We start from the raw sequence: 14,211 nt of genomic DNA on the forward strand, positions 1-14,211 counted from the left end.
TCGTCTGATTACACATCGCTAATTAATCTAAGAATGTTAAAAATAAAGTTGCTTTTGTTTGCCAGTGGAATAATGGGTACGCTGCTGGCTGGTACCTGCTTGGAGCTCCCCGCTCAACGATTGGGCTCCGATGATGCACTGGAGTTCAAACAAGGTGAGCGAATCCTTTTTCTCGGCGGGTCGCTTTTTGAGAATGAACTAAAAAATGGATACCTTGAGTATGCGATTTCCAGCCGTTGGCCCGATAAGGACCTCACATTCCGTAACCTCGGCTGGACTGGCGACAACGTCTTCGCGGAAGCGCGGAGCACGTTTACATCGCCCCCAACTCCCTATCAGCAATTGTTCCAGCAGATCAGAAGCACACACCCCGATCGCGTACTGATTGCGTATGGCGGTGTGGAATCCCAAAAGGGAGAAGCGGGGCTTGATGCATTCGTTAACGGCCTCGGGGTGCTAATCGATTCTGTCGATGCGCTGGGTGCACAGACGATCCTCCTGTCAACGATTCCGGTAAAGCACGCAGGTAGTTCGGAAAATACGATTACTCAAAACGAAAATCTCAAGCTGTATGCCGATGCGATTTCGTCAATGGCAGCGAAACGCAAAAAAAGATACATCGACCTTTATACGCCCCTAGCGGGAAATACAGACGATATCTATCTTGACAACGGTATCCACCTGAATGACGCGGGGTATTATTTCTTGGCGCAAGTCATTGAACAATCCTTCGGGTGGCCTCCGAGAGCATCAAAAGTAACCGTGAATACCGCTAAATCGACTGCCACGGCCTCCGGACCCGCGAAAATCATTTCAAGCGACGGTGATCACGTCGTATTCAGCATCGAAGAGCCTGTGCTTCCGCTCCCCGTACCTGATTCGGGTAAACCGGTTGTACAGGCATCAGTGTCCGTTCAGATAAACGGGCTGGCGGATGGGTACTACACCTTGACGGAGGAGGGCCGGCAGTTGGTTACCGCATCGGCTGCCGACTGGGCAACAGGCATGGTGTTGGACCATGGCATATCGCAGGAACAGGCCGCAGAAATCGGTGGCTACATCGTTAAGAAAAACGAACTGTTCTTTGAGCAGTACCGCCCCTTGAACAGGACGTATATCTTAGGGTTTAGGTCGTACGAACAGGGCCGGCACAAACAAGGCCTCGAAGATCTAGACCTTATCATTGCGTGGCTAGAAGGACAAATCAACCTGCACCGTAAACCGGTGATCAAAACGTATGAACTTAGCCAATTGAACAAGACAAACAGATGAAATTGATACGTATGTTATCGGCCTTCCGCGGCCTATTCGTTGCGCCATTGTTGCTAATCAGTGCTTGTTCAACCCAGCCGGACGAGCCCGAGGAATATCCTGAAGATGACCCCAGAAACGAACTCGCATCGTTCGAGGTTGCGGAAGGGTTTGAAGTGACGCTATTCGCGGCGGAGCCGCTTGTTGCAAAGCCTATCCAGATGAACTGGGATGCTCAGGGGCGCTTGTGGGTCATCACCAGCACGGCGTACCCGCTCTCCAAAACCGGAGAGGAAGCCAATGATAAAGTGTTTATCCTGGAAGATACCGATGGAGATGGTGTTGCCGATAAATCCACCGTTTTTGCTGAGGGTCTCGTTCAGCCAACCGGAATCCTCCCCGGCGATGGCGGAGTTTACGTGGCCAATGCGACGGAAATCCTGCACCTGTCAGACACGGATGGCGACGGTAAAGCAGACACCCGAAAGACGATTGTCAGCGGTTTCGGCACGGGCGATACCCACCATTTAATCCACACGTTCCGCTGGGGACCCGAGGGGCGGCTGTATTTCAACCAGTCCATTTATATCTACAGCCACGTGGAAACCCCCTGGGGAATCAGGCGGCTTGAAGGGGGCGGGGTATGGAAACTCCAGCCTCATACACTCGAACTGGATGTTTACGCCAAGGGGCTTGTGAACCCGTGGGGGCTACGCTTTGATCAATACGGTCAATCGTTCCTCACCGACGGGGCGGGTGGCGAAGGGATCAATTATGCATTTCCCGGAGCAACGTTTGTTTCGTCCCCCGGTGCCGAAAAAATACTTCGCGGACTGAACCCGGGGCAGCCGAAGCATTCCGGATTGGACATCGTATCTGGACGGCACTTGCCCGATTCCATGCAAGGCAGCCTGATCACCAATGATTTTCGGGCCAACCGTGTCAACCGCTTCGAATTAGAAGAACAGGGGAGCGGATACGCCTCCAAGCAGATGGCCGACCTGCTGTGGACCGATCACGTCGCGTTCCGCCCGGTAGATGTCTCCATTGGCCCCGATGGTGCGATTTACATCGCCGATTGGTACAACCCGATTATCCAGCATGGCGAGGTCGACTTCCACGACCCGCGGCGAGATAAAGAACACGGGCGAATCTGGCGCATAACGGCTAAAAAAAGCCGATTAGTAAAGAAGCCGAAATTGGTAGGTGCCTCGGTCGACGAACTGTTGGAAGCATTGGAAGCACCCGAAGCGTGGACACGTGATCAAGCCCGGCGACTCCTGAAAGAACAGGGAGCCGAAGCGGTGGCGGTGCCGCTGCAGCAATGGATTGATGAGCTTGATAAAGAAAGTGAGGACTACGAAAGACTGAAGCTCGAAGGTCTGTGGGTATTCCAATCGATTGATACCTACAACGACACACTTTTGCGAAGCCTCTTGGCGGCAGAAAGCCACGAAGTGAGGGCTGCTGCCCTACGTGCGCTCCAGCTTTGGCATAGTCGCGTTGAGCACCTAGAGGCCATCTTGCAGAAAGCCGTGAAGGATCCACACCCACAGGTGCGCCTTGAAGCGGTTATCGCACTCAGGGAACTGGGCGACGCTGCCGCGGCCAACGTAGCGCTTGATGTGCTGGACCAGTCGATGGATGAATTCCTCGATTTTGCGTTGTGGCAAACCATGCGTCAGCTTGAATCGCAATGGATGAGCAGCCTGAAAAACGATCCGGAGTTCTTCGGGAATCCTGCGAAAACGACATACGCGTTAAAGTCGGCCGCCAGTGCGGATGCCATTACCCTATTAACGCATATTTATAAAGAAGGCCAAGTTCCCCAGCAATATAAGACCGATGCGCTGGCGGCAATAGCCGCACGCGGACAAGTGCAAGACCTGAATGATATTCTCGATGTGGCGGTAGGCTGGTTTGCTGAAAAAAAGGACGTTGCAGAAGAGCTTGGCACCGTCGAAAATGCGGCGAAAAACAGGCAGGTAAGAGCGGACCGCCAACTCGGTCGTCTCCAAGCCATCATTATGGGTACTGATGAAGCTTCGGCCATCGCCGCAATGAAAGTAGCGGGCGCGTTAAAAGTAGGCGCACTTGAACCGCCGATTACCAAACACCTGAAGCACGAAAATCGTAAGTATGCGAAGACTGCTATGGCGGCGTTGGCAGCCATAAACCCGAGATCGGCCCAAGCCCATTTGAAGCAGCTGACCAACGGAAAGCAGCCATTGGACCTTCGGTTGATTGCCGTTGCACAGCTGGCGCACCTCAATGCCGCTGACGCCGCTAGGATCGGCGTAGGGTTGTTGGATGATTTGGACACCCCGGATCAGGCTAAGGAAGTGTTCGATGCGTTTATCGGCGATGGGGGGCGTACCCAGGTTCTGGGCGAAGTGCTAGTAGACACACGCATCCCTGAGGCCGTGGCCCTGGCGGCACGCCAGCACCTGCAGAGTGCCATTCCGGGTAGCCGTAGAGAAGCCGACGATGTCAAATTACTGATTCAAGGGCTGGAAGCATCGGGCGGTGTACTGCCGGTTGAACGGATGTCGCTGGACCTCGATGATGAGCAGATTAAACAACTCGCCTCTGATGTTCAGAAAAGCGGTAACCCCGTCCGCGGGGAGCTTGTCTTCCGCAGACCCGAACTCACTTGCCTGTCGTGCCATGCCATCGGTGGCGCCGGTGGACTGACAGGTCCCGACTTGAGTAGTTTGGGAACGAGCTCGCCAGCCGAAACGATTATCAAATCCATTATCTTTCCGACGGAATCGATTAAAGAGGGGTATGAGATGCAACGGGTGACCCGCAAAGATGGGACGGAGGTAATCGGCTACCTGATTGCCGACAAGCCCGGCGAGATTACGATCAGGGACTTTGCCGGTAATGAGGTTGCTATTCCGAAAGACAACGTACAGGTAAGGGAAAAAGTGCCGGGTTCGCTCATGCCGCCGGGCTTGGCCGCGAGCCTGGATGAGCAGGAGTTCGTCGACTTGGTCAGTTACCTTTCAAAACTCGGTACCGCCGGTGACTTCAGGGTGCCGACAGCGCGATTTGCAAGACGGTGGGAAACCGTACCGGCCAACGATGACATCGTGGCAAGAATCAAAGAAAAAGGAATAGAAGCGATTGCCGAAGAAGATATACCCGAAGGTAAGGCCCATTACAGTACGGTTTCAGGGGCGCTTCCCATTGAAGAATTGCCGCTCGTCGAAACCGGCGACGATAAGCGTTATAGCTTTGTGAAGTTCCGCCTCGAAGTGCTTACGCCGGGCGACATCACGCTGAGCTTCGACGATGCAAATGGCGTTGCCAGCTGGGCCGGAGCAAAAGCTGTCGCAATCGAAGAAAACAAGCTTACCACTTCGCTCGCGCAGGGGGTGCACCAGTTTACATTCGCGATAGACCGGAATCTCCGCAAAGAAGGAACGCTGCGGGTGCAGCTCACGGATGACGGAAATGCTCAAGCACGGCTGGTGATAAAGTAGCCGATTCCGCACGCTCCAACGGTTTTGTGACAAACGAAGGAACATCCACATTTGACGAAGCGCGTAAAATTCGTAATTTTGTGGATTGCACCATTTTTTCACTGAAAGGGAGATACTGTGGACGTAAATACAAGCGAGGTTACCATCGGTGACGCCATCGGGCGCGCATTGAAGTCGCACTTGCAGGCACCGGCGTGGCAAGGATTGTTGTCTCAGGTCGAAAATCTTGCTATCGACCCGAATCCGAGCCTGGTTGCCCGGGTATTCACCTCGTTGCCCAGGCAACTCAAATCGGATAGCACAATCGTTAGATTGGCAAGGGTTTGGGTGTTAACGCATCTTCCCAAGCACGAAGAAGCCGAGTATGTGCAGCTGATCGAGCGGTTGTTTAAATACGGCGACATGGAGGAATTGGTTGCCCTCTATTCGGCGTTACAGGTTTTTCACTACCCAGAAGCCTGGCTGCTTCGCTGCAAAGAAGGCATCCGGAGCAATATCGGTCCGGTGCGGCATGCCGTCATGGTGAACAATCCATATCCGGCCCGGTTCTTGGATGAAGAAGCGTGGAACCAGTTGGTGCTTAAAGCGTTTTTTACCGACGAAGATATCCCGCATATCATCGGACTGAAACCGCGTAACAATTTACGGTTGGCGCAAGCATTGACCGACTACGCGTACGAGCGCCACGCGGCGCAACGTGAAATCAATCCGATGCTGTGGATACTCGTGGGACCTTTCATGGATGATCGAGCCTTTGAGCTGATGGAACGTATCGTGACGGAAAGCCATGCACCCCTCGAACAGCAGGCTATCGTATATGCGTTTACCCACAGCGGATATGGCCCTGCGTTGCAATACCTGAAGGAAAATGACGTTCCCGATTCGTTTTCGGAATACCGCGGCACGCTTTGGGAAACGTGGGAAAGTGATACAGGAGAAACTAAAGAGATAAATCAGTAATGTGTAGCTATCATGAGCAGGATCGCGCGTCTATGGGACAGCGCGTGGCGTTGGATCTGGATTTAGTCAAGGGATTCAAGTTTTTCGATCCGCATATCCATATGGTTTCGCGGACTACCGACGATTACCAGGCCATGGCCGATGCGGGGATTGTCGGGTTGATTGAGCCGGCATTCTGGGTTGGTCAGCCGCGTACCGGTATCGATACCTTCCGCGATTATTATAGCAGCCTGATTGGCTGGGAGCGATTCCGGTCGTCGCAGTTTGGTATCCGTCATTTCTGTACCATCGGCTTGAATTCGCGCGAGGCCAATAACGAAGCGCTAGCCGAAGAGGTGATGGAACTCCTGCCTTTTTACATCTATAAGGAAGGCGTTGTCGGTATCGGAGAGATTGGTTTTGATGACCAGACGGCCGCGGAAGAAAAGTATTATCGCTTACAGCTGGAGCTGGCCAAGGAAGCTGGACTGCCGGTGCAGGTGCACACGCCCCATCGCGACAAAACCCGTGGCACCTCCCGCAGCATGGATATTGCCCTTGAGCATGGCCTCGACCCTAAAATGGTCATCATTGACCACAACACGGAAGAAACCGTGAAGGAGGTGCTCGACAAAGGGTTCTGGGCTGCGTTTACCATCTATCCATTTACCAAAATGGGCAATGAGCGCATGGTGCAGATCGTTAAGGAATACGGTCCGGAGCGCATCATGGTCAACTCCGCAGCCGATTGGGGAATCAGCGATCCGTTGGCGGTACCCAAAACCGCAGCCCTGATGGTGAAGAGTGGGATAAGCCGGGAAGCCATCGAACAGGTGTGTTTTAAAAACGCGATAGCCGCATTCGGCCAAAGCGGTCAGTTGGACGAAGGGATGTTTTCCGAAAAGGTCCAAATCGACCAAGCGCAGAAATTCGAGGGCAATTCGGTGTTACGCGGCGGGCAGCAGCCGCGCCGGGATGCAGGGTCTATCATTATATCCTAGCGCGGGATGGCAGGCTTGAAACCGTACCTGCAATTGATGCGGCCGGCAAACATCGTTACGGCGATTTCCGATGTGTGTGCAGGTACCGCTATCGCCCTGTTGTTTGTCCCGGAGGGATCGACGCTCGATTGGCCGGTGTTGGTGGCACTGATCATTGCCACCATAGGCCTGTATGGGGGAGGCGTGGTTTTCAACGATGTGTTTGATGCCGATCTCGACGCGCGCGAACGGCCTGAGCGGCCCATTCCGAGTGGGAAGGTCTCCGTAGGCGGGGCCACCAAACTGGCCATGGCGCTCTTCCTCATCGGTGTGGTAGCCGCCGGCGTTGTGGGTGTGGTGGCCGCCATGGTTGCCCTTTCCATCGTGGTGATGTGTTTGCTTTATGATAAATGGGCAAAACACCACGCTATTGCCGGTCCGTTGGTCATGGGGCTGTGCCGCGGTCTCAATTTGGCACTGGGCATGAGTTATTCGGTGGTGGCATTAGACCGGGTTTGGTTTATCGCATTCGTGCCTGTTGTCTATATTGCGGCAGTCACCACCATCAGTCGGGGGGAAGTCCATGGCGGACAGCGGGCGCCCCTGTATTTGTCCGCCTTATTATATGGCATTGTTGTAGCCTGTATCGTGGCTTTCGGTCTGCACTACCAAAGCGGCGTATGGGCTGTTGGGATGGTGTTGCCGTTTGTGGCGTTTGTGTTCCCGCCGTTGGTCAAGGCCATCCGGACGCTTCAGGCAGGTGATGTGCGTAAATCCGTCAAACACGGCGTGATCGGACTGATTTTTATGAACGCCGCTTGGACAGCGGCCGCGGGTATGTGGGGGCTTACGCTGGTTACCCTGTTGTTGTTCCCGCTGTCCATTTGGTTGGCAAAGCGGTTTGCCGTTACTTAATTTGTTTATGAAGGCTATTATAAAGCAGAAATTTTCGGTTTCTTACCAATACGATATCCATTTCACATCGGGACTGTTTGCGCCCGAAAACCGTTTACTGAGCGACTTCTTTGCAGCGCGCCTAGGGGGCACGGTGCCCAAATTGCTGGTGGTGGTCGATGAGGGGGTCGTTACCCACCATCCGGCACTCATCGAGCGGATACGCGATTACCTCGAACCCGAGTCCGCCGTGCAACTGGTGGGTGAAATCTTACGGGTCCCGGGTGGCGAGGCCATCAAAAACCAGCAGGAAAGTGTGGATCGCATCATCGAATCGGTAAACCAATACGGCATCGATCGCCATTCATACATCATGGCCATCGGTGGTGGGGCGGTACTCGACGCGGTAGGATATGCAGCTGCGGTTGCCCACCGTGGTGTTCGTCACCTCCGGGTACCCACAACCGTTCTTTCCCAGAACGACTCGGGTATGGGTGTGAAGAATGGCATCAATTACCGCGGAAAGAAAAACTTCGTGGGCACGTTTAGCCCACCAGTGGCAGTCTTCAACGACAACCTTTTCCTGTTGACGCTGAGTGACCGCGCGTGGGTATCGGGCATATCCGAGGCGGTGAAAGTAGCGCTCATTAAGGATGCCGCCTTCTTCGATTGGATTGAGGCCCATGCCGATCGTCTCCGCCGACGCGATAGCGAAGCCATGGATTACCTGATCTTCCGGTGCGCGGAGCTACACCTCCAGCACATTGCGGGCGAGGATCCCTTTGAGTTTGGTTCGTCCCGCCCCTTGGATTTCGGCCACTGGAGCGCCCATAAATTGGAACAACTTTCTCATTTTGAGGTGTTGCACGGTGAGGCTGTCGCCATCGGTATCGCACTCGACGCCGTGTATTCGGCAATCACGGATAGGTTACCGCCTCACGATGCACAGCGCGTGCTAACCGTATTACAAGACCTTGGATTGCCTATTTTTCATCCGTTGTTGGAAGGCGAGCAGACCACGCATCCGCTGCTGGCAGGCTTGGAGGAATTCCGTGAGCACCTGGGCGGGCAGCTTACCATTATGCTGCTTCAAGCCATCGGAAAGGGTGTGGAAGTCCACGCGCTAGATACAGCTCAGGTATTACGGGCAGCCGCAGCATTGCAAGAAGGCGTTAATTTAGTAAGTTAATATGGTTACCGACTACGGACATTTCACTTATTGCACGAATATACATGGCGGCGAAAAATGGGAAGACCATTTCGAACTGCTTCGCCAGCACTTTCCACAGGTGAAGCAGGCCGTGTCGCCGCATCACCCCATGGGGGTGGGTCTCCGGCTCTCCGATATGGCCAGTAAGGCATTGCTCGATAAGGGAAAACTCAATGAACTAAAAAACTGGCTAGCAGATGAAGCCGGTTATGTGTTCACGATGAATGGATTCCCATTCGGCGATTTCCATGAAGATGTGGTGAAAGCGCACGTGCACACCCCCGATTGGACAACACCGGAAAGGTTGGCATACACGAAGCGCCTGTTCGACATTCTCGCCCAATTGCTGCCGGAGGGTATGGATGGGGGAGTCTCTACCTCGCCATTGGCGTATCGGCATTGGTATAACGAAACCGATAGCAAATGGCAGGCCATGCGCGAACGGGCTACACAGCAAATTGCTGAAGTGGCATTACACCTTACGCGGATACACCACGAACAGCATAAAGTTTTGCACCTGGATATCGAGCCCGAGCCGGACGGCGTGTTGGAAACGGGCGAGGAGTTTATCGGCTGGTACACCAAAGAGCTCGTTCCTGTAGGTGTGAAACTGTTGGTTGGAACGCTGGGGATCACAGCTACTGAAGCAGAAGCAGCGATTAAGCGCCACATCCGACTGTGCTATGATGTTTGCCATTTTGCTTTGGGCTATGAAAACCACCAGGCTGTTGTAGACGCATTGTCGCAACAGGGCATTCAGATTGGGAAGTTCCAGATCAGCGCAGCATTAAAGGCGACATTGCCTCGCGACAGCACGGGCAGGCAGGCTATCGGTGAAGCGTTCATGGCCTTTAACGAGCCCACCTACTTACATCAGGTTATCGCGAAGCAAGCCGATGGCCAAGTCCGTCGTTTCAAGGATTTGCCCGATGCGCAGGCTGCAATTTTGGACGAGCGGGCCACCGAGTGGCGTTCGCATTTCCATATCCCGATATTCCTGGAAGATTTGGGTATGTTGCAATCCACGCAATCCGATATCATCGAGGTGTTAGCTATACAGCGAAACAAGTCGCTCACCGGCCACCTAGAAGTGGAAACATACACTTGGGGCGTGCTGCCCCAGCAATTACAACTACCCATTGCCGAATCCATCTCGCGCGAACTCCGTTGGGTGGTTAATCAAATGGGTGAATAACGTTGCTATGAAGAAAACAGTCGTCATTGATATCGTAGGGTTATCTTCCGCCGTAATCGGCGAACATACGCCGTTTTTAGCTGAATATATCAAGCAAGCCCACGTAAGCCGGATAAAGCCCCATGTACCTGCCGTTACCACGTCCATGCAAACCACTTACCTCACGGGCACGTGGCCGTCGCAGCACGGCATTGTGGGGAATGGGTGGTACGATCGTACCGATAGCGAAGTCAAATTTTGGAAACAATCGAATAAACTGGTGCAGGGTGAAAGCGTGTGGGATGTGGCTAAACGCATGGACCCTACGTTTACATGTGCCCAACTGTTTTGGTGGTATAATATGTATAGTGGGGCTGATTATTCCGTTACGCCGCGGCCCAATTACCTGGCCGATGGAAGGAAGATGCCCGACTGTTATTCCCATCCGGCAACCTTACGCGATGAACTGCAGCAACAATTCGGGCAATTCCCCTTGTTTAGTTTCTGGGGTCCCGGAGCGAATATTGCATCATCCGAGTGGATCGCCAATGCTGCTATGTACGTGGACGACAAGTATAACCCCACGCTTAACCTCATATACCTGCCGCACCTTGATTATTGCCAGCAGAAATTTGGTCCCGATACCAGCGAAATTGGAAAGGAGCTGCGTGAAATCGATACATTAGTGGAACGGTTGGTGGGTTTTTACGAAGGCAAAGGGGCAAACATACTGCTGCTGTCCGAATATGGTATTGTGCCTGTTTCGCGGCCGGTACATATCAACCGGTTGCTCCGCAAGGCTGGCCTGTTGGCCGTACGGATAGAAAGGGGACTGGAGCTGCTCGACGCTGGCGCGTCCCAAGCGTTCGCTGTGGCCGATCATCAAGTGGCCCACATCTATACGCAAAACGAGGCGATTAAGGCGAAGGTAGTTGCGTTGCTGGCCGGAACACCGGGGATAGCGCGGTTGCTGGACGACGATGGGAAAAAGCAATACCACATCGACCACGAGCGGGCCGGCGACATCGTGGCGGTTTCCGAGCCCGACAGCTGGTTTACCTACTATTTCTGGCTCGATGACCGTGTTGCCCCCGATTATGCCCGCGTGGTAGATATCCATAAGAAACCCGGTTATGACCCGGTGGAAATGTTTATGTCGTCTAAACTACGTGCCGGCTACAAGCTGCTTCGCAAAAAACTGGGCTTCCGGTATGTGATGGATGTGATACCGCTGGATGCCACGCTGGTGAAGGGTTCGCATGGGGCAGTGGATATCCCAACGGAATATTACCCTGTGCTAATCAGCAAAGACAAGCAATATGATGCGGAGTTGGAAGCCATTTCCATAAAGGATGTTGTTTTAGCAAGCCTGTTTACCTGAATCATTTTTCCGTCGGCCGCGTATGGGATGCCCGAAGTGACTTCGGCGAAACACCAAATTTCTTCTTGAAGAGACGCGAAAAATAAAACGGCGAATCGAAGCCCGTATGGTAACCGATTTCGGTAACGGTTAGATGGGTTGTCTTCAATAATTCTTCAGCCTTATTGAGCCGAAGGTTAAGGTGGTATTGGTTGGGCGATTCGCCCGTAACGCGTTTGAATGATTTCCGGAATGAAGAATAGCTAATGGGGAATTCTGCAACAAGATCTTCCATGCGGACAGGGTTCGCCAGTTCGTTCTGAAGCTTTAGGATGGCTTTGGAGACCCAAACAGATGCCGGGTCGTTATCCGTCTTTTCGGTTATATTGATCCGATTGATTAAGCCGATAATCTGCAAGGTAATACCCGCCATCACTTGCTGATATCCAACCTCCACCTGTGAAACCGTACGCAGTAGCTGCGTAAACGCACTGAGTAAGTCTTTGCTTAATCCCGTTTTGACAAATGGTGCTTCTGGTCGGAACAGGCGATTCATGACATGCCTTGGATAGTCACCGTTAAAACCAATCCAATATTCCTCCCACCCAAATTCAGGGTCAGGCTTGTATCGATGCCAGATGCCGGGAAACAGCAGAAAGCAGGTGCCCGATTCAATGACTTTAGGTGGTGTTTTGGCCGATTCGAACAGGCCGCGCCCACCGGTAATGAAGACAACATAGTATCCATCAAGGATACGCCCTTTATTCCAAGAAAATACATGGTCTGCCGGGTGCTGGCCTACTTCGGGATACCGGCTGTGTTTGTCAATTTTAGTATAGCCAACCGTATTGATATAGAATCCTAGATCCCGATCTATATTTCTTATATGCAGGTATTTGTGGTAGTTTTCCATGACGAGTTTTTGCATATGATTTGTCAAACATACCGAAAGTAATAAGGATTTGCAACTACCTGTAGTTCGCATCTGTTGACTTAAAAAATGTCAAAAAGTGCAAAGAATGGCCGAAATCGGTCATGTTATCTCCCGGGCAGAAGGCGATATTTGTCTTGTACATTCACCAATTGTAATCGTGTTATGAATATAGACGTAAGTGAGCAGCAAATCAATTTTTATCGTGAAAACGGCTATGTCGTTATCGAGGACTTTCTTAATGCCGATGAACTGGAACATTGGAGGCAAGTCGTGACCCAGGCCGTTCGCGAGCGGAATGGGTTGAAAATGCCTGGAAAGGAGGTTCGTATTGGAGACGACGACGGCATTAATGAAGACGCAGCCTATTTCAATAACGTGTTTGATCAGCTGTTGAACTTATGGCAGACCAACGAAGAAATGAAACAGCTCATGGTCGATGAGCGTATCGGCAAAATGGCGGCTGATTTAGCGGGCGTGGATGGCATCCGTATTTGGCATGATCAAGCGTTAATCAAACGGCCTTGGGCCAACCCAACTTCCTGGCATCTCGATACACCGTTCTGGTCGTTTTCCGATCGGCAGGCACTTTCCATTTGGGTTGCCCTGGATGACGCCACACTCGAAAACGGATGTTTGTTTTTTATCCCGGGATCCCACAAAACAACCACGTTCGAAAATGCTGGAATCGGAAAAAACATGGGTGGTATCTTTGAGGTCTACCCTGAGTTCAAACAGACCAAATCCCATGCTGCCGCCATGAAAGCGGGTAGCTGTTCTTTCCATAACGGATTAACTATACACGGTGCCCACGCCAATATGACTCCCGGGTTTCGGCGAGCGATGACCTGTGCGTACATGCCGGATGGAAACCGATATAACGGGATACCCAATATACTGCCGGACGAGTATCTCAAAACGCTCAAGGAGGGCGATATATTAGATAATGAGGAACAAAACCCGCTGATATATAAACGGTGATGAAAATCGATTTCTACTGTCCGCGATGGGGCTCCGAACATACCGGATGGCCGCTGTTTGCTACGCAAGTGACGCAAGCCGGTTTTACGGGCGTGGAAGTTTTCCCCTTAGGGGATACACCCAACAATGCGGGTATGACCGATGTCCTTAGCGATGCAGGTTTGTCTTATATCCTCCTTCATGCCGAATTGCACGAGGGAAAAGACTTCAATCGGTATAAGGACGCATTGGAACGTAACCTGTATGCCCTGTTGGAATACCAGAGCCGGGATGCCAAACCCCAGTTTATTGTTTCGCAAACCGGACGGGAATATTATAGCCCGGCCCAGATGGCCGAGTGTTTCGCCATATGCGATCGGATCAGCCGGGAATCCTCGGTAAAGATTATCCAAGAAACGCACCGCAATAAATGGTCGTTTGCCGCGCATATTGTCAAAGATTATCTCACGGAGTTCCCATCGTTGGAACTTGCCCTCGATTTTTCACATTGGGTCTGCGTTTCGGAAAGCTACCTGGAAGACCAAGACGATGCCATTGAGTTGGCTATCAAGCATGGCCGACACCTGCATGCCCGCGTTGGCTTTCCGGAAGGGCCACAGGTCACTGATCCGCGGGCGCCTGAAAATGAAATTGCATTGATGCATCACCTGGCATGGTGGGATCGATGGATAGCGCACCTGAAGGAAGTAGGCGTCGAGCGTGCAACCATTACGCCTGAATTCGGTCCCTATCCATATATGCCGTATTCGCCATTTACAACAACCCCCCTTGCCAGCCAATGGGAGATCAATTGTTGGATAATGCGGTTGCTTAAGGAGCGGTATGAATCGTGATTACAGGGCAGCGCGGGACGCTGATTGGTAGAAAACGTGGTATATTTTGGCACCGACATTTAAAAAAATGGAAATCGGGTTTGAAACAGATAGAAAGGAGGAAAGTATGGGTGATTGAGGCGTATATCAACGGACGCTATACGGCGACCTGTTATTTGACAAACCAACGA

The 14,211-nt window shown here is 52.4% G+C and carries 11 protein-coding genes; 10 read left to right on the forward strand and 1 reads right to left on the reverse strand.

Going from position 1 to position 14,211, the window contains the following annotated elements; translation table 11 throughout:
• Positions 1–33: 33 nt before the first annotated feature.
• The 8 genes from U9S71_RS12560 to U9S71_RS12595 all read left to right on the forward strand — a co-directional run bounded on the left by U9S71_RS12560 (position 34) and on the right by U9S71_RS12595 (position 11,317).
• Complete coding sequence (locus U9S71_RS12560; RefSeq protein WP_326327852.1) at positions 34–1,272, forward strand: GDSL-type esterase/lipase family protein; 1,239 nt, start codon at positions 34–36, stop codon at positions 1,270–1,272.
• Positions 1,269–4,739, forward strand: coding sequence for a PVC-type heme-binding CxxCH protein (locus tag U9S71_RS12565; protein ID WP_326327853.1), 3,471 nt, complete (start codon positions 1,269–1,271; stop codon positions 4,737–4,739). The genes U9S71_RS12560 and U9S71_RS12565 overlap by 4 nt, the downstream gene beginning before the upstream one ends.
• Before the next feature lie 117 nt (positions 4,740–4,856).
• Entirely contained in the window at positions 4,857–5,699 is an 843-nt protein-coding gene (locus tag U9S71_RS12570; protein ID WP_326327854.1) for an EboA domain-containing protein, read from the forward strand.
• The gene (locus tag U9S71_RS12575; RefSeq protein WP_326327855.1) at positions 5,699–6,679 is read left to right on the forward strand and encodes a TatD family hydrolase; all 981 of its coding nucleotides are present in this window, start codon (positions 5,699–5,701) and stop codon (positions 6,677–6,679) included. Before U9S71_RS12570 ends, U9S71_RS12575 begins: the two co-directional genes overlap by 1 nt.
• Positions 6,680–6,685: 6 nt before the next feature.
• Positions 6,686–7,573: a UbiA-like protein EboC gene (gene eboC / locus U9S71_RS12580; protein ID WP_326327856.1), complete on the forward strand. Its 888-nt coding sequence runs from the start codon at positions 6,686–6,688 to the stop codon at positions 7,571–7,573.
• 7 nt (positions 7,574–7,580) lie between these two features.
• Positions 7,581–8,741, forward strand: a complete 1,161-nt coding sequence (locus tag U9S71_RS12585; RefSeq protein WP_326327857.1) for a 3-dehydroquinate synthase — start codon at positions 7,581–7,583, stop codon at positions 8,739–8,741.
• 1 nt (position 8,742) lies between these two features.
• Entirely contained in the window at positions 8,743–9,957 is a 1,215-nt protein-coding gene (gene eboE, locus U9S71_RS12590) for a metabolite traffic protein EboE (RefSeq protein WP_326327858.1), read from the forward strand.
• Between the two features lie 7 nt (positions 9,958–9,964).
• A complete protein-coding gene (locus U9S71_RS12595) occupies positions 9,965–11,317 on the forward strand; it encodes an alkaline phosphatase family protein (RefSeq protein WP_326327859.1) in 1,353 nt (450 codons plus the stop codon).
• Between the two features lies 1 nt (position 11,318).
• Here the strand turns inward: U9S71_RS12595 and U9S71_RS12600 are convergent, their stop codons facing one another.
• Complete coding sequence (locus U9S71_RS12600; RefSeq protein WP_326327860.1) at positions 11,319–12,209, reverse strand: helix-turn-helix transcriptional regulator; 891 nt, start codon at positions 12,207–12,209, stop codon at positions 11,319–11,321.
• 183 nt (positions 12,210–12,392) lie between these two features.
• Between U9S71_RS12600 and U9S71_RS12605 the strand changes: the two genes are divergently transcribed.
• Positions 12,393–13,208 (forward strand): phytanoyl-CoA dioxygenase family protein, encoded by an 816-nt coding sequence (locus U9S71_RS12605; protein WP_326327861.1) that lies wholly within the window; start codon positions 12,393–12,395, stop codon positions 13,206–13,208.
• Complete coding sequence (locus tag U9S71_RS12610; protein ID WP_326327862.1) at positions 13,208–14,041, forward strand: sugar phosphate isomerase/epimerase; 834 nt, start codon at positions 13,208–13,210, stop codon at positions 14,039–14,041. Before U9S71_RS12605 ends, U9S71_RS12610 begins: the two co-directional genes overlap by 1 nt.
• Positions 14,042–14,211: the final 170 nt, after the last annotated feature.

Origin of the sequence: Parapedobacter flavus (assembly GCF_035818675.1) — a bacterium.
Lineage (GTDB): Bacteria > Bacteroidota > Bacteroidia > Sphingobacteriales > Sphingobacteriaceae > Parapedobacter > Parapedobacter flavus.

Coding starts and splice junctions, on each gene's coding strand:
- eboE (WP_326327858.1), top strand. CDS start 8,743: ATGGTTACCGACTACGGACATTTCACTTATTGCACGAATATACATGGC.
- U9S71_RS12565 (WP_326327853.1), top strand. CDS start 1,269: ATGAAATTGATACGTATGTTATCGGCCTTCCGCGGCCTATTCGTTGCG.
- U9S71_RS12585 (WP_326327857.1), top strand. CDS start 7,581: ATGAAGGCTATTATAAAGCAGAAATTTTCGGTTTCTTACCAATACGAT.
- U9S71_RS12595 (WP_326327859.1), top strand. CDS start 9,965: ATGAAGAAAACAGTCGTCATTGATATCGTAGGGTTATCTTCCGCCGTA.
- U9S71_RS12610 (WP_326327862.1), top strand. CDS start 13,208: ATGAAAATCGATTTCTACTGTCCGCGATGGGGCTCCGAACATACCGGA.
- U9S71_RS12575 (WP_326327855.1), top strand. CDS start 5,699: ATGTGTAGCTATCATGAGCAGGATCGCGCGTCTATGGGACAGCGCGTG.
- eboC (WP_326327856.1), top strand. CDS start 6,686: ATGGCAGGCTTGAAACCGTACCTGCAATTGATGCGGCCGGCAAACATC.
- U9S71_RS12560 (WP_326327852.1), top strand. CDS start 34: ATGTTAAAAATAAAGTTGCTTTTGTTTGCCAGTGGAATAATGGGTACG.
- U9S71_RS12605 (WP_326327861.1), top strand. CDS start 12,393: ATGAATATAGACGTAAGTGAGCAGCAAATCAATTTTTATCGTGAAAAC.
- U9S71_RS12600 (WP_326327860.1), bottom strand. CDS start 12,209: ATGGAAAACTACCACAAATACCTGCATATAAGAAATATAGATCGGGAT.